This is a genomic window from Metabacillus niabensis, from assembly GCF_020524345.1.
GTDB classification, from domain to species: Bacteria; Bacillota; Bacilli; order Bacillales; family Bacillaceae; genus Metabacillus; species Metabacillus niabensis_B.
The window spans coordinates 15,572-38,994 of record NZ_JAIVLH010000018.1 but is presented as its reverse complement, the minus strand read 5'-3'; the positions used below and the strand labels follow the sequence as shown (position 1 = coordinate 38,994).

Here is a 23,423-nt window from a genome sequence, read left to right as displayed (position 1 = left end):
GATGATCTATACAAATAGAAGGGCAATTGTTCAGTGTGAGGGTGTATCATGGGTTCACGGAACTGATTTAGGTATTGCAACCTCATCAGATCGAGGAAAATCATGGAATTACAGAGGGGTTCTAGAAGGACTTGATTTTGAAAGAGGCAGAAATACGTTTTGGGCACCTGAAATTATCTATCATAATGGAATGTATCATATGTATGTTAGCTATATTCAGGGAGTACCGAATCAGTGGGCGGGGCATAAACGACAAATTATTCACTATACCAGTCAAAATTTATGGGATTGGAAATGGGAGTCTATATTAGAATTAAGCTCTGATTTTGTCATTGATGCATGTGTACATGTTTTGCCGAATGGTCGTTTCAGAATATGGTATAAAGATGAGGCGGATAATTCGTATACCTATGCAGCAGACAGTGAAGACTTGTATCAGTGGGAGGTTGTTGGACCTGTTATTGCAGAATACCCACATGAAGGACCGAATGTATTTTATTTTCAAGGGTATTATTGGATGATTGTTGATAAGTGGTCTGGTCAAGCGATTTATAAGTCAAATGATTGTGAGGAGTGGAAGTACAATACAATGATCTTAGATCAACCTGGTGAAAGACCCGATGATTGTTCATTTGGCTATCATGCAGATGTACACGTTCAAGGAGAGCAGGCATTTGTATTCTATTTCACCCATCCGGGAAGAAAAGAGGATGTTCGGGCTGATCAGTATGAAGCAAAACGTTCATCTATCCAAGTTGCTAAGTTACAGGTGGAAAATGGTACGTTAAAGTGTGACCGCAATGAGGCTTTTGAATTTGTTCTTTATTAATCTGTTAAAGTTCACTGTTTTCTAAACCATATTGTCTGATAATTATATATGTATATCAGATTGTATTTTATATAATGAAGAGAAAATAACTGGTGTACTCTATCTCTAATTCGAAAAAAATGTAAGGGTATTCAATATAGGTTAATGATATTATAATAGATAAATATCATGGGATAAATGATTCATTAATAAGGAGGCATTTACATGTATACAGGTAAAGGAGAAACACATTGGATTATACCTGATGGGTATATTCCACCACTTAGTACAGGGGAATTACTTAGTCACGAATCCATCTGTATTCTAAACTGTCATAATAAGGACGCTCAAGTCTTTATTACGATCTATTTTGAAGATCGTGATCCATTGGAAAGGATTCCAATTGTTGTTCAAGGAAAAAGAAGTAATCATCTTCGAACTTCAAGTTTAGAATTAAATGGTGAGAAAATCCCGGCAGGTGTTCCATATTCTATTGAAGTAGAGAGTGATCTTCCTATTATTGTTCAATATAGTCGCTTAGATTCGACACAGCCTGGTCTTGCCTTAATGTCAACAATGGGATACCCGCTAAGAGCATAAAATGATAGGGAACCGTGCTACTGCAGAAAGGTTCCTTCTTACTAATAGTAGTTGAAAGCGGTTACTTATAAACTTTGAAAAATAATCACATTGGAGTCTTTAGATAATGAAAAACTTAAAGCTTTGTATTTTAAACAGATACAAGAACTTAAAAATTAAGTATAAGCTAATAATCATTATTTCGACCATAATGGTTGTTTGTTTATCGTTTATTATCTTAGGCTTTCAATATGCTTTTAATAGCTATGATGAACAAATTTATCGTAAGTCCTCACAAGTTCTTATCATGTCTTCAAACAGGATTGAAGATGAACTAAAAAACATTGAAGAAGTTTCCTATAGAGTACTGGCTGATAATAAAATTCAACAGGCATTAATTGAAGCAACGAAAGAGCTTACTAATTACGATCAATATCAAATTGAAAAGGAAATTAGGGATACCCTAACAAGCTATATAGGATCTGAGGAGTATATTCAATCCATTCATCTGTTTGACACTAATGGAAACGAATATCAGGCTGGTAAAATCACGGCATCTATTCTTTACGAAAATGCTGATCATCTTGAACAAAGAGCAAGAGAAGGGGACGGAAGAAATGTGTGGGTTTCTCTAAAAGATTCGCAAAATACTATCTTTTCAGCAAGACAGTTAAGATCTTATCAAAACCTAAGTCTTGATAATCTGGGAACATTGATTATTGAGGTGTCCTTAAATGACATCGTTAAGGAGCTTCCAAGGGAGTGGGGAGGACAAGAAGGACGTATAGCGATTTCAAATGGAAAAGACATCTTTTTTGCTGAAGAAACTTCCATACAGATTGATAAATTAAATTTATCTGTAAGTGATAGACAGGGGTATCAAATTCAAAAACTAGCGGGAAGAAATTACTTTGTCACATACTCAAATTCTACGTATGCAAATTGGACGTATTGGAATGTGCTGCCTTTCGAAACAATGTTTGCAAAAGTTACGACAATTAAGTTTTTGGTCATTTTTTTATTTTTCGTTATTTTACTATCTTCCATCTACTTTTTCATTCGTTTTTCGAAACGGATTACAGACCCAATTGAAAACTTGGTTTCAGCTATGAAAGTCGTTCAAAACGGTGATTTCAAAGCTGTTGATACATTTAGGCTTACCGAAGAAAAAGATGAAATAGGTATTCTTCACAGAAATTTCTTCGTCATGATTGAAAGAATCAATGACTTAATTAATGAGAACTATGAAAAACAACTCCTTATAAAGGATACGGAATTTAAAGCATTGCAATCCCAAATAAATCCACATTTTCTCTATAATACACTCGAATCAATTAATTGGTTAGCCAAGATCAATAAACAAACCCAAATATCAAAAATGGTTGAATCACTGGGCTTTCTGCTAAGAAATGCAATTAGCTTAAAGGATGATGTGATAACCGTTCAAGAAGAAATAGAAATGGTTCAGCATTATATTACCATTCAAAAATTCAGATTTGAAGAGCGTCTGGATTTTTCACTTAACATCGATGAAAATGTTAAAGGCTGTCTTATACCAAAACTGATTATCCAACCGCTAGTAGAAAATGCAATTAATTATGCACTTGAAATGATGATGGAGCCATGCAAAATTAAAGTTTCGGCATATAAAGAAGGGAAAGATCTATATCTTGCTGTTGAGGATAATGGACAGGGTATGGACACGGCACAACTTGAACAAGTGCGAAGGGGAGAATTTAAGACAAGAGGAAATGGGATTGGTCTTAGTAACATAGACTCTAGAATAAAATTTGTCTTCGGGTCAAAATATGGATTACAAATTGATAGCGAGTTAAACATTGGAACAAAGGTGCTCATTATCATTCCATATCAAACGAGGTGGAGTTATGTATAAAGTTTTACTAGTTGATGACGAAAGAATTATTTTAGAAGGTATTTCAAGTATCATAGATTGGGAAGAAATTGGTACTGAATTAATTGGTACTGCGCGAAATGGACTTGAGGCCTACGATTTTATCGTGAGAGAAAAGCCGGATATTGTTATTTGTGACATTAAAATGCCGGGTATGACCGGGTTGGAATTAGTAGCAAGAGTGTCCAAAGAATTTCCTGAAGTGAAATTTATCATTTTGTCCGGTTTTAACGAGTTTGAGTATGCGAAACGAGCAATGGAGCATGGGGTAAAGCATTATTTACTAAAGCCTTGTAATGAAAAGAGTATTGTTGAAGCACTGACAAGTATCATAAATGATCTATCAACAGATGCAAAGAAAGAGCAGTCTCTCTTTGATATGAAGAGCCGTCTGGATCAGATCCAACCATATATGAAAAAGCAGTTACTCAAGGAATTCATTACAACCAAGCTTGATAATAATCAAGGTATTCAATTTTATGAAAAGCTTTTAAGAGTTAATTTTCATGATGAGTTTATAAGGCTTATTATTTTCCGTATTGAAGGGGAATACCATTACGAGCATATGTTTGTCATTGAAAATCTTGGAGAAGATCTATTTTCTGAATCTGTCTTATCAACTAATATCGGAGAATATGCATTATTTCTTGTCGATGAACAGGATTTTTCAGTTCTTCAAGATCAAATTGAACGATTACGCAATCATTTCTTTAACATATACGAAATGGATATGACTGTAGCGATAAGTGAGATGGATTGCATTACTAATGTTAGAAAACTATATTTAGAGGCACTAGAATGTTTAAATCACCGGTTTTATTTAGGTGAAGGAAGCATTATTACGAAAAATGATATCCAGCAGGATACGAAATTAACAGACTATGAATATGATGGACAAAGCTTGTGTCTATTTATAAAATCAGGGAATATCGAAAAGGTTGAAAATGAAATCATACAATTTTTTCAAGAGTTGGCAAATAAAAGACTATCTATCGGGTTAGCAAGATCATATGTTATGCAGTTATTTTTAGTCATGATCCAACATACTGATTCTAAAAGGATCCAATCGTATACAGGAAAAATGTCTTCATTGCTGGAAATGGACACAATACAACAAATGAAAGAATCCTTTCTTATGACAGCAATTGACATTACTCAACATTATTATGAGAAACATAAATCCAATCATTCCGAAGTTATTCAGAAGATGATGGATCTCGTGGAGAAAAACCTGGCGAATACAGATTTATCTCTAAAATGGGTTGCTAATAAGGTGTATATGAATGCTGACTATTTAGGTAAACTTTTTAAACAGGAAACAGGTGAAAAGTTTTCCAGCTTTGTTACACAGCAACGGATAAATAAAGCCATGGAACAGATTGAATTAATGGATGATATTAAAGTATTTGCTATAGCTGAAAGTATAGGGTTTGGAGATAACCCGCAATATTTTAGTCAGGTATTTAAGAAATTTACAGGTTATTCTCCTTCTGAATATAAGAAAGTCAATTGATGATAAAAGCTCACAATCTATTGAACTAGGTTGTGGGCTTTATTTGTAGGAGATAGTACCTGTAATAGATAGTAAGTCCAGGTTGTTTAAAAATAGTTGTCAGAATTCACTGTTTTTTGAACAGAGTTATCTGATTTTTGCATTTCAAAAGACCTATAAACCTAATAAAATAGGGGGTGTAAGCGGTAACAGTAAAAAAGAGGGGGAAGAGAAATGAAGAAATGGTTGTTTTGGTTATTAGCAGTTGTTATGGTATTTTCTTTGGCAGCCTGTAGTGGAGGAAGTAATACTTCTTCAGGAGAATCTACTTCAGATTCAGGTGGGGGAAGCGGAGATGAAGAAATTAAACTTCGTATTGCATGGTGGGGATCTGAGCCACGTCATGATTACACATTAAAAATAATTGAAATGTATGAAAAAGAAAATCCAGGTGTAAAGATTCAAGCTGAATATGCTAGCTGGGATGATTACTGGAAGAAGTTAGCACCACAGGCTTCTGCACAACAGCTTCCTGATATTATTCAAATGGACCTTTCCTATTTTTCACAGTATGCAGAAAATGGTCAATTAGCTGATTTAACTCCATATGTTGGAAATCAAATTGATACAACAAATTACACTGAAAATTATATTAACGGTGGAAAAATTGGTGATAAGTTATACGGCTTTAACTTAGGAGTAAACGTTGTTGGTCTTCATTATGATGAAGCACTTTTAAAGAAAATCGGTGTTGATTCGTTAGCTGAAGATTGGACATGGGATGATTATAAGGAAATTGCTGCAAAAGCAAAAGATGCCGGTCTCTTTATGGACACAGGGATGAAAGCAGATGTTTTCTTTAACTACTACTTAAGAACACAAGGAAAGTCTTTATATAGTAAGGATGGTACTGCTTTAGGATACGAAGATGATCAAATGTTTATTGATTTCTTTAATATGACATCTCAATTAGTAAAAGATGGTGCTGTTCCAACACCTGATTACCTTGCTCAATTAAAGGGTCTGGAAGATGATCCTGTTGTGAAGGAAGAAGCAATTGGAATTTGGCAATGGTCTAACCAATTTGTTGGTATTCAGCAGGTAGCTAATCGTCCGTTGAAAATTCACAACATGCCTGGGCCAAACACAAGTGATGGATTATATTTAAAGCCTAGTATGTTCTGGTCTGTTGCCGAAAATTCAAAACAAAAAGAGGAAGCAGCGAAGTTTATTGATTTCTTCGTGAATAATGTAGAAGCAAATAAATTAAATTTAGGAGATCGCGGAATCCCAGGCTCTTCTGTCATTAAGGAAGAACTGAAGCCTGTGTTAACACCGGAACAAGTTCAAGTATTTGATAGTGTTGAATGGGCTGAACAAAACAGTTCTGAATTTGATGGTCCGGATCCGATCGGTGCAGGTCAAGTTATTGAGCTTTTAGATAGCTTATCTGAACAAATGAATTATGGCCAAATGAAGGTCGAAGATGCTGCAAAACAATTTAGACAACAAGCAGAAAGCATATTATCTCAAAATAAATAGTGATTAAAACACTAGTAGCTGGTCATTAATGGATCAGCTACTAGACTTTAAAATATCATCACTATTTGGGAGAAAGGAATTGATCGTATGAGTGCACGCGCCCTTAAACAAAATATGACAGGCTACGCATTTATTAGTCCCTTTATCATCGGGTTTCTAGCGTTTACGTTTATCCCAATTGTCGCCTCATTATACTTTTCATTCACACAATATAACCTATTCGCTTCTCCAACATGGATTGGTCTTGAAAACTATAAAAAAATGTTTACTGAAGATCCAAGGTACTGGCAATCTCTTAAAGTTACCCTTATCTATGTTTTTGCCGGAGTCCCATTACGTTTAGGATTTGCTTTATTAATCGCCATGGTACTTAACACAGCTTCAAGAGCTGTAGGGTTATACCGTACTCTATTTTATTTGCCTTCTTTAATAGGAGGAAGTGTTGCTGTTGCCATCATGTGGCGTAATATTTTCGGTGATGAGGGAATTATCAACCTGTTGCTGGCATTCTTTAGTATTCCGGATGTTCGCTGGTTTGGTGACCCAACAGCAGCACTTTGGATGCTAATCTGTTTATCTGTATGGCAATTTGGTTCATCGATGCTAATTTTCTTAGCCGGATTAAAAGGTATTCCAATGACTTATTATGAAGCGGCAAGTGTTGACGGAGCGAATTTTTGGCAAAAGTTCACGAAAATCACACTTCCTATGTTAAGCCCAGTTATTTTATTTAATACAATTATGCAAACCATTGCAGCATTTATGACATTTGTTCCAGCCTTCATTATTTCGAAGGGTACTGGTGGTCCTTTAGATGGAACACTTCTTTACTCACTATATCTATTCATTCAAGGATTTGAATTCTTTAATATGGGCTATGCGTCAGCGATGGCATGGATCATGCTTATTATTGTCGGGATTCTAACAGCGATTATCTTTGCTACATCGAAGTTTTGGGTTCACTATGAATCGGAAGGAGCGAAATAAGGATGCAAACAAATACAGAAATCAATACGGCTTCAAAACGCTTTGAAATGCCTAAAGCAAAGAAGCCGAAGTGGTGGATTTATCACATTCTTGTTGGCGGCTTTGCTATCCTTATGCTGTACCCTGTAATATGGTTGCTAATGAGTTCCTTTAAGCCAAGTGATACGATCTTTGTGACTGCGCAATCACTTATTCCTGATCCGTTTATTCTTTCGAATTTCGCTCAAGGCTGGGAAGGGATTGGCGGGAATTCGTTTGGAGTGTTTATTAAAAACACGGTAGTTCTTGTTATCATTACGATGATAGGTCAAGTCATTTCCTCAGCTGTGATAGCGTTTGGATTTGCAAGATTAAGCTTCTTTGGAAAAAGCTTTTGGTTTGCTCTTATGATGGTAACACTTATGTTGCCGTATGAGGTTGTTATGATACCTCAGTACATTATCTTTTCAAAATTAGGTTGGCTAGACTCGATAAAACCAATTGCAGTCCCAGCTTACTTTGGTCACCCGTTTTTCATCTTCCTTCTTGTTCAATTTATTCGAACAATACCAAGAGAATTAGACGAAGCAGCAACAATTGATGGATGTGGAACATTTAAGATTTTTTATAAAATTATTTTGCCATTAATTAGACCTGCTTTAGCAACAGTGTCTATCTTCTCGTTCTATTGGACATGGGATAACTTGCTGGGACCAGTTCTTTATTTAAATAGTCCTGATAAATATACAGTATCAATGGCGTTAAATATGTTCTTAAGTAATGAAACTGTTTCTAACTGGGGAGCAATGTTTGCGATGTCAATTGTTACACTAATCCCTGTATTTGTTATCTTCTTCTTATTCCAACGACATGTTGTAGAAGGAATTAGTACAAGTGGATTAAAGGGTTAAGCTTTAATAGCTAACCCTTCATCTTGCTTTTTAAAGAAATTATTAAAAAAGGAATGGGGCAGAGCTATGGAAACACATGGATTTATGAGTGGTGTAAACAACATACTGGAATGGATTTCACGGTTAGCATTATTAAATATACTGTGGATCGGTTTTTCCTTACTTGGTTTCATTGTCCTGGGGTTTTATCCTGCAACAGTTGCCATGTATGCTGTCGTGAGAAGATGGGCAATGGGAGATTTTGAGGCATCGGTGTTTTCTGTGTTTTGGAGCTCATATAAAAGCGAGTTTGTGAAAAGTAATATGTTCGGAGCTGTTATATCGCTAATTGGGATCATTTTATTTATTGATTTCCTATTTTTAAAACAAGCTTCTACAATGGTTCAAAACTTGTTGAACGTTCCTTTTTTAATCATTTCCCTCATTTTTATTTGTACGTTGCTTTATGTGTTTCCAATGTATGTTCACTTCAACATGAAAACACTGGATATACTAAAAAACTCATTTTTTGTGATGATTATGAATCCATTTAAAACACTTATAATGTTGATTAGTAGCTTAGGGTTAGTTATTTTACTATCGTTTGCTCCACCACTTATGATCGTTTGCAGTGGAAATGTTTTAGCTTTAGTTATGTCTAAACCGGCAATGAATGTGTTTAACAAAGTAAACAAAAAACATGAATCTGTGACTGTTCATCAATAAAGAAAAAGATTTAAGTAGATAGATCAGGTGTAAATGCTTACAATTGAAATGTTGAAGATATCACTGTTTTTTCATCATATCAGTCTGTATTTTTCATTAAAAATCATATCAATTCCTACTAAACTATAACTATATATGTAAGCATTTACAAAGGATGATTTACTATGAAAAAGCTTTTTCTTTTATGTATTGCCATATTTGTATCATTGTCTCTAACCTCATGTCAGTCTAATCAAGACCAAGATGAAAGTGTCAATGATAAAGAACCAATTACGATCAAGGTTGCTTGGTGGGGAGGACACCCCAGACATGAGTACACGACCAAAATCATTGAGCTTTTTGAGAAAGAAAACCCAACAATTAATGTGGAACCTGTTTTCGCAAATTGGGATGATTATTGGAAAAACCTGGCGCCAATGGCAGCAGGGAATCAACTTCCTGATGTTATCCAGATGGATATTGCTTTTTTATCGCAATACGGTGAAAAAGGATTACTTGAAGATTTAACACCATTTATTGAAAACAATACCATTGATACTTCCTCTATTCGGCAAAGTGTTGTGAACAGTGGGAAAATTGGAAAGGAACTTTACGGTTTTACAGTAGGAATTAATGTTCTTTCTGTTATATCTAACGAACAGTTGTTAGATAAAGCTGGTGTGAAAATACATGATGATACTTGGACTTGGGACGATATGGAGCAAATGGCTTTGGATATTAAAAAATATGCAAATGTCTATGGCTCAAATGGAATGCATCCACCAGATATCTTCTTTCCTTACTATCTTAGAACAAAAGGTGAGCAGTTTTACAACAAAGAAGGGACAGGACTTGCATATAAAGATGATCAATTATTTGTAGATTATTTTCACATGCAGTTAAGGCTTGTAGAGGGTGGAGCATTTCCTACCCCAAATGAAGTAGCAGCAGCTGTTAGAGGAATGGAAGATGATTTAATTGTTAATGGAAAGTCAGCAATTACTTGGAATTATTCTAATCAATATGCAAGCTTTGATCAATTAACAGAAGCTCCATTGACACTAAATTTACCACCGGAGCATTACGAAAATAAGGCGCTTTTTTTAAAGCCAAGCATGCTTTTATCCATTCCGAAAAGTTCTAAATATAAAGAAGAAGCGGCTAAATTCATTGATTTTTTTGTAAATAATGTGGAAGCAAATAAATTAATGAAGGGTGAACGAGGTGTCCCTGTTTCATCTAAGATATCGGAAGAAGTTAAGCCTATGCTTTCTGGAGAAGAATTAAAAATCGTCGAATATGTTGAGAAAGCCATAAGTCTTACAAATGAAATGTACCCGCCAGATCCGACAGGAAGTTCACAGGTGATTGAAGTCTTAAAAAATATATCAGATGAAATTATGTATAAAAAAATAACTCCTGAAGAAGGAGCAAAAAAATTCAGAGAACAAGCAAATGAAATTCTACAAAAAGGATGAATTGGAGGATGGATCACATGCCAAAATTGCAGTTTGATGAAAATGAAATTGGAGAAATGATAGATAAAGTAGTAAAGCGAACTTTCGAGATGGATTTTAACTGGGATTGGCCGGGCGGAGTGGCCTTTTATGGGGTAGCTGCTGCTTATGAAGCAACAGAAAAACAGGAGTATATCGATCTATTAAAAGCGTGGGTGGATGAATGGCTGGAGGATGGTTTACCAAAGCTCTCCATTAATGGAGTATCAATTGGACACGCGCTGATTACTCTTTATAACGTAACAGAAGATGAAAAATATTTAACTGTTATTAAAGAAATGGCTGATTATCTTCAAAATGATGCCCCGCGATTTGCAGACGGCATTTTTCAGCATACAGTTAACTCTGTGAAGGATGTATTCCCTGAGCAGGCATGGGTAGATACAATGATGATGGCAGGACTATTCTTGTTAAGAGTCGGAAAACTATTAGATCGTGAGGACTATTTCAGAGATGGGTTAAAGCAATATCATGGTCATGAGAATTTTTTGCAGGATCCTGTGACAAATCTATATTATCACGGCTGGGATAATATCGCCAAAAATCATATGTCTTCCATTTATTGGGCGCGAGGAAATGGTTGGGCTGCGTTAACAATGGCGAAAGCTCTTGAATTAATTGAAGTACAGGACCCTTCTTACATGATCATTGATTGTTCTTTGCGTGATCAGCTAAGTGCTTTAGTACGACTTCAAGGAGAAAATGGACTTTGGCATACGATTGTTGATGATCCAACCTCATATGATGAGATTTCCGGCTCATCTGCTATTGCAGCTGCGCTCCTTAAAAGAGGATCTTTATATAATAAATACATCCAAAAATCAATTCAAGGTATTGTCAATGAAATCGAAGAAGATGGAAAAGTATCTAAGGTTTCAGCGGGAACAGCTGTCATGAACGATGCTGATGGTTATAAAGAGGTTCCTTATAAGCGTATCCAGGGATGGGGACAAGGTTTAACTCTTGTGTTCTTAGCTGAATTATTAAAAAGTAACAGACATGTATTTAATTAGTTTCCAAGATTGATTGGAGGTGTGAATATGGAGAAATCGTATACGATCTATTTGGCAGGAGATTCAACAGTAGCAAATTGCCCGAGCCATGAGGCACCGATGGCAGGATGGGGCCAAACCTTTCATGAATTTTTCCAAGAAAATATATTGATTATTAATAAAGCAATGGGAGGAAGAAGCTCAAACAGCTTTATCGAAGAAGGTAGACTTGAAGCCATTATGAACGAAATTCAACCGGATGATTTCCTATTTATTCAGTTTGGTCATAATGATCAGAAATCATATGGAACTGAACCTTATACAACTTTTCAATCAAATTTAACGGAATATATTACAGGTGCTCGTGCGAAAGGGGCATATCCAATATTAATTACTCCTGTTCATCGAAGGAAATTTAATGAAGATGGTATCCTGGAAAATACATTAGGTGAATACCCGGAGGCAATGATGGAACTTGCTGAAAAGCTTGATGTTCCACTCATAGACTTATGGTCCAAGACAAGGAAGTTATATGAAGAACTTGGTGTGGAAGGATCTAAAAAGCTCTTTACAATCTTTGCTCCAAATGAACAGCCGAATTATCCGGATGGCATTATTGATAATACTCATTTTAGTGAACATGGAGCAAAAGAGGTAGGGAGATTAGTTATTGAAGGGATAAGAGATCTTCGATTACCGATCGAAAAGTATATATGTGAAAAGAAGTTTTTGAAAAGTTAACCACGTTATTTCGTGGTTTTTTATATTAAGAGTAAAGGAGATTTCTTATGACGAAGAAGCTATATCATGGAGCCGCGTATTACCCTGAATTATGGAATGAGGAAACAATTGAAGAAGATATAAAATTAATGGTAGAAGCAGGTATAAATGTTGTGCGAATGGGGGAATTTGCCTGGTCTACTATGGAAAAAGAAGAAGGGGTAATTGATCCAAGTTTTTTTGTGAATATGATTGAAAAACTACTCGATCATGGAATTGAAACGGTCATGTGTACACCAACACCTACTCCACCGATTTGGTTAACACATAAACATCCTGAAAGATTGCATGTTAATGAAAATGGGCAGGTAATGAGTCATGGATCAAGGCAGCATATATGTACAAATAATACGTATTTTAGAAAAAGAGCTGCAATCATTACCGAGGAAATAGCGAAAGCAGTTGGTCATTTACCAGGTGTTATTGGCTGGCAACTTGATAATGAGTTTAAATGCCATGTAAGTGAATGTATGTGTGAAACATGTAAATCATTGTGGCATAAATGGCTGGAAGAGAGGTATGAAACAATTGATGCATTAAATGAAGCGTGGGGTACTCATATTTGGAGTCAATATTATCATTCTTTTGACCAGATTCCACAACCAATCGCAACGCCATTTCTTCATAATTCAGCGTTGAAAACAATGTATCAGCTTTTCTCATATGAAAAAATCGCCGAATTTTCAGATGAACAGGCAGCGATAGTCCGTCAATATTCCCAAGCTCCAATAACGCATAATAGCACAACTTTTTTTCATGTTGATAACGAAAGGTTATACAAACATCTTGATTTTGCTTCATTTGATACGTATGCTGAACGAAGTAATTTTGCTTCTTATTTATTTAATTGTGATTTATGGAGAAATTTTAAATCAGGCAAGGATTATTGGGTTATGGAAACAAGTCCATCTCATAGTGCATCACTTGAGAGTTATGCAGCCCCTCATTCAAACGGCTATTTAAAAGCAGAGGCTGTCGCGTCATATGCGTTAGGTGGAGAAGCATTTTGTTATTGGTTGTGGAGACAGCAACGTACAGGATGTGAACAGCCTCATGGATCTCTCATTAGTGCATGGGGAAAACCAACTGTCGGTTTTGAAAATGTTAAAGAAGTTGAAGCTGCCAGGAAAGAGCTTGAACAAGTTATAACAACGACGAGGCCCGCACAAGCTGAGATAGCGATAACGTATTCAGATCGAGCCAGAGCATTTCTAAAAACAGAACCACATAGAGATTTAGATTATCGTTCTCTACTCATCCCATTTTACGAAAGAGTTCTGTCAACTGGATATCACCGTGATTTGATACCTGAGGGTGCGAAATTAGAAGGATACAAATTATTATTTACACCTTTCGTCCATTACCTATCTCATGATTATCTTCAACAAGCAACTAAATTTGTTGAAGAAGGAGGAGTTTGGATTGTTGGTCCGCTTACAGGAGGAAGAACAGAAAACCATACAATTCATACAGATGCAGCCTTAGGAAAATTAGAGCAACTTGCTGGAGTTGAAACTCTTTATACGTATCCAATGGAGGGAACAGATTCATTTGGTGAGTTTATGGGAGTTAAAGCATCATTAAGCTTATGGAGCTCTGTTTTTCAACCAACTGCCGGAAAAGCAGTGGGCACGATTACGGGGGGCAACTCAGATGGAGCTGCATTTATGACTGAACATAAAGTCGGCAAGGGGAAAATTGTCATGCTTGGTTCACTTCCATCAGGAGAGTCAGGTGATCTTTTACTAAAGAAATGTATTGATCATTACGCAAAAGAAGCGGATGTACAACTAAAAACAGATGTATCTAGAGGAACAATTGTGGCTCCACGTATCCGTGAGGGTGAAATCATTTGGGTAATTGTGAATATGGATGGAAATGGAGGAACTGTTTCCATACCGGATGGTGGAACAGATCGTTTAACAGGAGAAGAACTAGCTAAAGGACAGTATGAAGTTGGGCCGTTTCAGTACAAAGTGATCGTGTTTCCATTGAACAAAGATGAGAAGGAATTAGGAAAAAATCAATTAGTTGACAGTGTTCAACAATAACTAATTATAAAAACGATAAAATCCCGAAACGAAGGTTGAGTAGACACTTCGTTTCGGGATTTTTTATGTGAATGTCACTGTTATTTATACGTTAAAACCTGTTATCTATATGTTAATCTACGCTTTCCTATTTTAAAATGAAAAAGATTTCTATTTTAATTGCCTTAAATGTAAGGGGTTACATTTAAGGGCCCGGAGGTGAGTTTGAAAGGATAAAGTTGAAATAAACAGGAAACGGCATTAGGGGATTACTATATGGGAGGTAATGTTAGTGAAGAAAGGTTTTACTAAAAAGTTTTCAGTCTTAACTACTACAGTGTTGATAACATCATTGTTCAGTGGACTGGCACCATTAGCGACACCAACGGCTACTGCTGAAGATAAAGTAACAAAAAACTTGAAATTTGATTTTGGATCAGCAACAAGTCCAGTTGCCGAAGGATATAACCAAGTAGCTAATACACTTGTTTATAGTTCAGAAAAAGGGTATGGGTTCAGCGCGGAAGTTGGGTTTCGTGATCGAGGTGATCCTGATGCTTTATTAAGGGATTTCGTGCTTGCAGCTGGTCATGAATTTAAAGTAGATGTTCCGAATGGGGACTATGCAGTTAGAATTAAATCAGGGGATCAGATTGCTTCTAATCGGACTAGTTTCTCAATTGAGGGAAAATCATACGGCTCTATTTCATCTAGCGCAGCCAGTTATGAAGAACTTCGTGCAAATACTTCTGTAGATGACGGTCAACTGAATATTGCTATCGGTGATAACGGACGAATTAATTCCTTAGAGATTATCTCAATGGTCACACCTGAGGGATTGGAGGTGACGAATAAGGAGCTGGGAGCTGAATCAAGTGTTACGTTGAAATGGGCTACAGTTGATGGAGCAAAAAGCTATAATGTATACCGCAAGCTGGAAGGAGAACAATCTACAACAAAAATTGGAACGACAGAAAAAGAAGAATTTATCGATTCGACTGCACAGCTGGGATATACATACACATATACCGTTACACAAATGAATGAAGCTGATATTGAATCAACCTCAAGCGAAGGTATCACAGTTGGAGTATATGATGAAAAGACCGATGCTCCGAGTGCACCTTCTCAGCTTGCTCTCTCAAAGGCAAGTAAAGATTCAATTGAAATGAGTTGGAAACCAATAAATGATGCAGTAATGTACTATATCTATCGTTCAAAATCAGAGGATGGTACATATTCCATGGTAGGGACTTCAACGAAACCGATATATAGTGATTCTGTTACTACGACAACAAACTATTATTATAAAATTAGTGCAGTAAATGCAGTAGGATTTTCTGAACGATCCAAACCACTTAAAACACCAATAGCAAATACCATGGTTCGGCAAATAGAACAGTTGGGTCGTGATCTAGTTGCTGTAAAGGTAGATGAAGGGGTGTTTGTTAGCTGGCGCCTGCTAGGCACTGATTCTGAGGACACGGCCTTTAACCTTTATCGTGATGGAAAGAAAGTGAATCATAAGCCAATTACAACAAGTACAAATTTTGTGGATTCAAAAGGAACAGTTAAATCAACATATGAAGTCCGTGAAGTTGTAAATGATAAAGAACATACAACAGCGGACAAAGCTAAGGTTTTAAGCAATCAATACTTTGACATTCCTCTTCAAAAGCCAGAAGGCGGTACAACCCCTGATGGTGTTAAATACACATATAGTGCCAATGATGCAAGCATTGGTGATCTTGATGGTGATGGGGAATATGAAATCGTCTTAAAATGGGATCCTTCAAATTCAAAAGATAATTCAAAAGCCGGATTTACAGGAAACGTTTTTATTGATGCGTATAAATTGGATGGTACCCGTTTATGGAGATTAGACTTAGGCAAAAACATTCGTGCCGGTGCTCATTATACTCAGTTCCTGGTATATGATTTTGACGGAAATGGCAAATCTGAGGTTGTTATGAAAACTGCTGATGGAACAAAAGATGGGAAAGGTACTGTCATTGGAGATCCTAATGCAGATTATCGAAATTCGGGTGGTTATGTCTTAAGTGGTCCTGAATTTTTAACCGTTTTTGATGGAGAAACTGGAAAGGCATTGACAACAACTGACTATGACCCACCAAGAGGAAATGTGAATGATTGGGGAGATGGGTACGGGAACCGAGTTGATCGTTTTCTTGCCGGAGTTGCGTATTTAGATGGAAAAACACCTAGCATAATTATGGCACGTGGTTATTACACAAGAGCTGTGTTAACTGCCTATAACTTTAAAAACGGTGAGCTGACAAAACTATGGAATTTTGATAGCAATACTTCCGGAAATGAAGATTACAGAGGACAAGGTAATCATAGTATGAGTATTGCTGACGTTGACTTTGATGGTAAGGATGAAATTATCTACGGTGCTGCTGCAATCGATCACGACGGAACCGGTCTTCATACAACAGGCTGGGGACATGGTGATGCACAGCATGTCAGTGACTTAGATCCAACAAGACCCGGACTTGAGATTTTCGGAGTACATGAAAATTCAAGTTCACCTTATGGGTTATCATTCCGTGATGGAGAGACAGGTGAAATCATCTGGGGTGTAAAAACAGGAAAAGATACAGGTAGGGGTGTATCAGCTGACGTGGACCCTCGCTATCCTGGTGCAGAAGCTTGGGCGATCGGCGGAGCCTGGAATGATCGAACAGGTGGGATGTATACAGCAAAAGGCGAAATAATTAGTACAAACATCCCGACATCAAACTTTGCAATATGGTGGGATGGAGACTTACTTCGTGAATTATTAGACCATGATTTTGATGAAACAGAGGGCAGTCCAATATATGGTCTGGGTGCTGCCAAAATTGATAAATGGAATCCGGAAACAAATAGCCTGGACAATCTTATAACAGATAATGAAGTCACGTCTAATAACTGGACAAAAGGAACTCCTGCTCTTCAAACAGATCTTTTAGGAGATTGGAGAGAGGAAGCAATTTGGAGATTAAACGACAGCAGTGCATTACGTGTTTATACTACAACAGCTGTAACAAATCATAGAATACCTACTCTCATGCACGATTCACAATACAGGGTTGCGATCGCGTGGCAGAACGTTGGATACAATCAACCTCCACATCCTAGTTACTTTTTAGGACATGATATGGACACAGCACCATTCCCGTCTATTCATACCGGGAAAGTAGAACAGGTAGATGTTCAAAGTAACCCTGATGTTCTTAATGTAAAAAGCAAAGGGGGGAAAAACTCCGTTACAATAAAAGTCGACCTTCCTTCAAAGAATAAAGAAAACATTAAAGCAGTCAAACTACATGTAAATGGGAAAACAATATTCGGCCAAGTAAATGGAAATGGTAAAAAGGCAACGATCAAGGTGGATCGTCAAGAAATCATAGCGGCTCTGGATAACATAAAAGGTGAGATAGAAGTATCCATAACAGGTTATCTTGAATCAGGTCTAACATTTACTGGCAGTGATAAATTGACAGTTAAGTAAAATAAGAGAATTGGAGAGGGATAATGATAAACATTATCTCTCTTACTTTTTATAAATTATAATAACACTGATTTTCTGAGGAAATTAACGGTTTTTTATATGTTCATTAACCAACTCACTCCTTATAATGGGCATTAGTTTCTATTTTTTTGAAAAGGCTTACAAACGAGTGTGATACTAATCTGAAAAAGGAGGTACTGAGCTTTCTAATTAGTCTTTTTTATAGAGTAATAAGGAGAAAAAGTTACCTAAAGCAATTGATGACCGACTATCATACTCGCAGTACACTTTTTCTTTGCCGAATAAAAATGCGAAAGGTGATGAAAGAAGCTTGAAAAAACATTCATTAACAAAAAAACTATTATCCTTATCAATCGCAGCTCCACTATTAATGTCAGGTTACCAGAGTAGTGCCATAGCATCTCCGCCAAAAGCGGATCACGGAAATGCAGTTCAACTAGAATATCTTGACAGAGGTCTAGTAGCAGCAAGTACATCGGAAGGAGTCTTTTTAAGCTGGAGGCTACTCGCAAACGAAGTATCGGGATATTCTGATTCAGGATTAACCGGTGTGAATTTCCATGTTTACCGTGACGGTAAAAAGATTGGGACAGTTAAAGATAGCACAAACTTCTTAGATCAAAATGGGACAGAAACATCAAAGTACTATGTTTCCGCTATTAAAGAAGGAAAAGAAGTGGACCAAAGCAGTGAAGCATCACCTTGGAAAGATACATATTATGATTTGAAACTAAAAAAGCCGGCTGACGGGGTCACTCCTAGTGGTGAAGCATATTCTTATAGAGCCAATGATATGAGTGTCGGTGATGTAGATGGTGACGGACAATACGAATTTTTTGTCAAATGGGACCCTTCCAACTCAAAAGATGTCTCACAAAAAGGATACACAGGAAATACGTATATCGACTGTTACACTTTTGATGGCACACTGCTTTACAGAATTGATCTTGGAGTAAATATACGCTCCGGTGCTCATTATACACAATTTTTAGTATATGACTTTGATGGTGACGGAAAAAGTGAATTAATGTTTAAGACAGCTCCAGGAACAAAGGTTATGAACTATGATAAAAATGGACAAGTAACGTCCGAAAAATATATTACCATGCTAAAAGAGGACAAAAAAGCAGGTTATAGTAATCAAGATGACTACCGGATGAGCAGCGAAGATTATTATAACCATGTAGTTGATATGTTTAAAAACTGGCATAATCATGAAGAAGTTGTAAAAGGAAATTGGCCGGCAACACTTGAAGAATCCTTTGGAATAGAGAAACAGTATGATTATCCGCTATCAACAGAGGATGCAGAAGCATTGGCTGATTATTTCATTGATGAATATGCTCCGAGCAGAAGTTCACGTAACGACCTAAGAGATTTTGAAGGATTTATTGTAAAAGGTCCTGAATATTTAACTGTTTTTGAAGGTGAAACAGGAAAAGAACTTGAAACAATACGTTATAAGTATGAGCGCCATGATGATGGATTGATGTGGGGAGATTACGCAATGTCCAGAATCGAACCTGGCAATCGAGTGGACCGCTTTTTAGCTGGTGTCGCATATTTGGATGGTCAAAAACCTTCGGCTATTTTTTCAAGAGGCTATTATACAAGAGCTACAATGGTTGCTTATACCTGGGATGGAAAGCATTTAAGAGAACAGTGGGATGTTGACAGTGGTTGGACCCCAATGACAAATCCGTTCAATGACGGACCACATGGAAGATTAGGTACGAGTGAGGAGTATGGAACTCTTACAACTCAGGGTGCACATTCATTAAGTACAGCAGATGTGGATGGTGATGGCAAGCAGGAAATTATATACGGATCTGCTACAATTGACCATGATGGTTCGTTATTATACAGCTCTAGTGATGTAATGCCACCGGAAAGTGCAACTCCAGGTGTAATAGCAGGTTTAGGACATGGTGATGCCTTACATGTTGCTGACATTGATCCGGATAGGGAAGGGCTGGAAATCTTTATGGTTCATGAAGGAGGCGCATATGCTCCTTATGGGTATGCACTTCGTGATGCTGCGACAGGTGAAGTAATTTATGGCGGGTATACAGGAAAAGATACTGGTCGAGGCATGGTAGGTGATGTTGACCCTGACCACAAGGGACTGGAAACTTGGGCTGTTGGTCTTTGGACAGCAAATGGAACAAAAATCAATACATCCGGTCCAGGAACAAATATGAATATTAAATGGTCGACTGATATGACCACTCAAATTGTCAACGGAGCAATTGATGCAACACCTACAATAGAAGATTGGAAAAAAGGAACTGTACTAACAGCTGAGAATACTAGAACAAATAACCATACAAAAGGGAATCCGTCTTTAGTTGCCGATATCTTCGGTGATTGGAGAGAAGAATTGCTTGTCCGAACAGAGGACAGTGAAGCTATCCGTATTTATTTAAGCTCTGAGGTTACAGATCGGAAACTTTACACATTAATGCATGATGCACAATATCGAACAGGGATTGCATGGCAAAATGTAGGCTATAATCAGCCATCATATACAAGTTACTATTTTGCTTCAGATACAGATTGGAGTAAAGTGCCAACTCCTGAATTATATATGCCTGGTGAAGTAATTGCACTAAAAAATACACTGGATATGTATGTTGAAAAAGGTGAGGTCAGTGGTTCACTTGTACGCAAGCTGGAAAGTTCGTTAGTGCAGGCTCAGCATCATATTGACAAAGGTTCAAATAAGAAAGGCATTTCATTCTTAGAAAAGTTTATCAAAGAGTTAAATGCCAAAAACTCAAAGAAGAATGTCTCTGATAAAGCTAAGTATATTTTAATCAATCAGGCAGAAACATTAATCGAAAATCTAAAATAAAATGTGGGTCAAAGTATTAAATTTAGTACTTTGACCTTTTTGATAGGATTGAAATTTGTCAAATGATAGATTTTACACGAAAGTTGATAGATTACGACCAAAAGTTGATACATTCCCAAGAGCTGTGGTCAAGTGGATGAAGGCGACAATGGATAAATAAAAAAAGAGGCAAATAGTCATGCAGGAAAATATTGAAGTATTTTCCTGCATGATTTATAATGAAGTAAAATGTTAACGTGTGCATTTTTGTGAATACTATACGTTTTAATAGGTTCATTATTTAGTATAGAAGATAATGTTTACGTTTTCAAAAATGATCCAAAGGGGCTGAAGCAATTGAGTACGTTTATGGGAGAAAATTTTTTATTATCAAATGATGTAGCAATTGAACTATACCATCAATATGCAAAAGACTTGCCAATTATTGACTATCACTGTCATCTTAGTCCACAGGAAATTTATGAAGATAAAAAGTTTGCGAACATAACAGAAGCATGGCTATATGGTGACCACTATAAATGGAGAGCAATGAGAGCAAATGGAATTGAAGAGGAATATGTTACTGGTCAAGCAAGTGACTATGATAAATTTCTGGCTTGGGCAAAAACAGTACCTATGACAATTGGAAACCCGCTATATAATTGGACACATTTAGAACTTCAACGTTTCTTTGGTATTTATGAAATATTAAATGAAAAAACAGCTCCAATGATATGGGAAAAAGTAAATGAACAATTAAATAAGAAAGATTTTTCCGTTAGAGAATTAATAAAAAAATCAGATGTTGAAGTCATTTGTACAACAGATGATCCGACTGATACCCTGGAATATCATCAAAAGCTAAGAGACGATGAGAACTTCAATGTTCAGGTTTTACCAAGCTTCCGTCCTGACAAAGGATTGGAAATAAATCGTGATAGCTATTGTGACTGGGTAAGTAAGCTGTCAGAAGTAACAGGTAAAGAGATTACGAATTATAATGAATTTTTAACGGCCTTGGAAGAGAGAATAGAGTTCTTCCATTCACTTGGCGGCAGAGTTTCAGACCACGCGATTGATACAGCAATGTTTATGAATGCTGATAAAGAAGAAGTTGAGGCTATTTTTACAAAGGCTCTATCAGGAGAAAAAGTAACAATAGAGGAAGAAATGAAATATAAATCATATACACTTGTTTTCATTGGGAAAAAATATGCAAGCTTAGGTTGGGCTATGCAATTACATATAAATGCCCTCCGAAATAATAACACCCGAATGCTAGAGAAATTAGGTCCTGATACAGGCTTTGACTGTATGAATGACGATCTTATTGCTAAGCCGTTAGTTCAGCTGCTTGATGCACTAGATAAGGAAGATGCACTGCCTAAAACCATTCTATATTCTTTGAACCCTAGAGATAATCAAGTGCTTGCTAGTATTATCGGAAGCTTCCAAGGCGGAGGAATTAAAGGGAAAATCCAATTTGGTACAGCATGGTGGTTTAATGATCATAAGGAAGGAATGCTTGATCAAATGAAGGCGCTTGCCAATGTAGGGCTTTTCAGTCAGTTTATTGGTATGTTAACAGATTCAAGAAGCTTTTTATCTTATACAAGACATGAATATTTTAGGCGACTTGTTTGTATGTTAATCGGAGAATGGGTAGAAAGTGGAGAAGTACCACATGATCAGGAGTTACTTCGTCAAATTGTTCAAGGAATTTCCTATCATAATGCAAAAGAATACTTTCAGTTTGAGGAACTGATGGTACGAGGGTAAAGTCTGTGTTACCCTAATTGAAAAGGAACTTGAAAGTAGGAATAAACGTGGGAGTTACAATCAAGGATATTGCAAAAATGGCAAATGTCTCACACACAACCGTGTCAAGAGCACTTAATAATAGTCCGCTAATTAAGGAAAAAACAAAGCAGAAAATCATTCAAATTGCTAATCAATTAAATTATTCGCCTGATGTCCATGCAAGAAGCTTGGTTTTACAAAAATCATATACCATTGGACTGTTTTTTACGAGCATATCGAATGGGACATCATCCAGTTTTCTGTCTGAAACAATTAAAGGTGTGAATACGGTCATTGATGAAAACTATAATTTATTTATAAAGGGAATCCAAGATATTAAGGATTATTCAATGATCACCCGTAAACGTTTTGACGGCATTATATTAATGAGTCAAAGTGATATTGACAATGCGTTTATTTATCATGTGATAGAAAAGGAAATACCGCTGGTTGTGTTAAACAGACAAATCGAAGAGCGCTCTGTTGTGAATGTGCTATCAAATGACCAAGAAGGTGTGTATGAGGCAATTCAGTTATTCATCAAGCATGGACATCGTGATATTGCGATTATTGAAGGAACTCCACATTTCAAGTCTGCACAAGAACGAAAAGAAGGCTATTTAAAGGCTTTAATGGAATATCAGTTACCAATTCTATCTGAATACATGATTAAGGGAAATTATAATATGGAAAGCGGTTATGAGGGAATGAAAAAGTTATTATCCCTCGACAATTGCCCTACTGCTGTTTTTTGTTCAAATGATGATATGGCCATTGGTGCCATGAAAGCCATTTATGAATACGGTCTAATGATTCCAGAAGATATATCCATTATAGGGTTTGATGATATTGGATTCTCGGAGTATACATCACCGCCGCTTACAACTGTTAAAAGGCCGATTGAAGAAATTAGTATAGCTGGGGCTGAAAAACTGTTACAAGTAATGGATGAAGGTAACCAGGAGAATGGACCAATCTTTCTTACAACTAATGTGGTAAGAAGACATTCGGTTGCTGATGTAAAGTGTAATAGTTGAGC

16 protein-coding genes are annotated in these 23,423 nt (G+C 36.6%); all 16 read left to right on the top strand.

Annotated features, from left to right (window positions below; all coding sequences use genetic code 11):
* Position 1 precedes the first annotated feature (1 nt).
* The 16 genes from LC095_RS18775 to LC095_RS18695 all read left to right on the top strand — a co-directional run bounded on the left by LC095_RS18775 (position 2) and on the right by LC095_RS18695 (position 23,421).
* Positions 2 to 829: a glycosyl hydrolase gene (locus LC095_RS18775; RefSeq protein WP_226529609.1), complete on the top strand. Its 828-nt coding sequence runs from the start codon at positions 2 to 4 to the stop codon at positions 827 to 829.
* A gap of 204 nt (positions 830 to 1,033) precedes the next feature.
* Positions 1,034 to 1,408 (top strand): sensory rhodopsin transducer, encoded by a 375-nt coding sequence (locus LC095_RS18770; protein ID WP_226529608.1) that lies wholly within the window; start codon positions 1,034 to 1,036, stop codon positions 1,406 to 1,408.
* Between the two features lie 106 nt (positions 1,409 to 1,514).
* Entirely contained in the window at positions 1,515 to 3,281 is a 1,767-nt protein-coding gene (locus tag LC095_RS18765) for a sensor histidine kinase (protein ID WP_226529607.1), read from the top strand.
* Positions 3,274 to 4,812, top strand: a complete 1,539-nt coding sequence (locus LC095_RS27160) for a response regulator transcription factor (protein ID WP_319005822.1) — start codon at positions 3,274 to 3,276, stop codon at positions 4,810 to 4,812. Before LC095_RS18765 ends, LC095_RS27160 begins: the two co-directional genes overlap by 8 nt.
* A gap of 213 nt (positions 4,813 to 5,025) precedes the next feature.
* Positions 5,026 to 6,333 (top strand): ABC transporter substrate-binding protein, encoded by a 1,308-nt coding sequence (locus LC095_RS18750; RefSeq protein ID WP_226529606.1) that lies wholly within the window; start codon positions 5,026 to 5,028, stop codon positions 6,331 to 6,333.
* 87 nt (positions 6,334 to 6,420) lie between these two features.
* Positions 6,421 to 7,320, top strand: a complete 900-nt coding sequence (locus LC095_RS18745) for a carbohydrate ABC transporter permease (protein ID WP_078434845.1) — start codon at positions 6,421 to 6,423, stop codon at positions 7,318 to 7,320.
* Between the two features lie 47 nt (positions 7,321 to 7,367).
* Complete coding sequence (locus LC095_RS18740) at positions 7,368 to 8,210, top strand: carbohydrate ABC transporter permease (RefSeq protein ID WP_078435357.1); 843 nt, start codon at positions 7,368 to 7,370, stop codon at positions 8,208 to 8,210.
* A gap of 66 nt (positions 8,211 to 8,276) precedes the next feature.
* Positions 8,277 to 8,915: a YesL family protein gene (locus LC095_RS18735; protein ID WP_226529605.1), complete on the top strand. Its 639-nt coding sequence runs from the start codon at positions 8,277 to 8,279 to the stop codon at positions 8,913 to 8,915.
* A 164-nt stretch (positions 8,916 to 9,079) separates the two neighbouring features.
* Positions 9,080 to 10,372, top strand: coding sequence for an ABC transporter substrate-binding protein (locus tag LC095_RS18730; protein WP_226529604.1), 1,293 nt, complete (start codon positions 9,080 to 9,082; stop codon positions 10,370 to 10,372).
* Positions 10,373 to 10,389: 17 nt separating this feature from the next.
* A complete protein-coding gene (locus LC095_RS18725) occupies positions 10,390 to 11,424 on the top strand; it encodes a glycoside hydrolase family 88 protein (protein WP_226529603.1) in 1,035 nt (344 codons plus the stop codon).
* Between the two features lie 27 nt (positions 11,425 to 11,451).
* Positions 11,452 to 12,144, top strand: coding sequence for a rhamnogalacturonan acetylesterase (locus LC095_RS18720; protein WP_226529602.1), 693 nt, complete (start codon positions 11,452 to 11,454; stop codon positions 12,142 to 12,144).
* A 47-nt stretch (positions 12,145 to 12,191) separates the two neighbouring features.
* Complete coding sequence (locus tag LC095_RS18715; protein ID WP_226529601.1) at positions 12,192 to 14,234, top strand: beta-galactosidase; 2,043 nt, start codon at positions 12,192 to 12,194, stop codon at positions 14,232 to 14,234.
* Between the two features lie 271 nt (positions 14,235 to 14,505).
* Positions 14,506 to 17,730 carry a hypothetical protein gene (locus tag LC095_RS18710; protein ID WP_319005821.1) on the top strand — a complete coding sequence of 1,075 codons (3,225 nt, stop codon included), beginning with the start codon at positions 14,506 to 14,508 and terminating at the stop codon, positions 17,728 to 17,730.
* Between the two features lie 391 nt (positions 17,731 to 18,121).
* Entirely contained in the window at positions 18,122 to 20,605 is a 2,484-nt protein-coding gene (locus LC095_RS18705) for a rhamnogalacturonan lyase (protein ID WP_226529677.1), read from the top strand.
* A 348-nt stretch (positions 20,606 to 20,953) separates the two neighbouring features.
* On the top strand, positions 20,954 to 22,363 hold the full coding sequence (gene uxaC, locus LC095_RS18700; RefSeq protein ID WP_413467520.1) for a glucuronate isomerase: 1,410 nt from the start codon (positions 20,954 to 20,956) through the stop codon (positions 22,361 to 22,363).
* A gap of 29 nt (positions 22,364 to 22,392) precedes the next feature.
* Positions 22,393 to 23,421, top strand: a complete 1,029-nt coding sequence (locus LC095_RS18695; protein ID WP_226529599.1) for a LacI family DNA-binding transcriptional regulator — start codon at positions 22,393 to 22,395, stop codon at positions 23,419 to 23,421.
* Positions 23,422 to 23,423 lie beyond the last annotated feature (2 nt).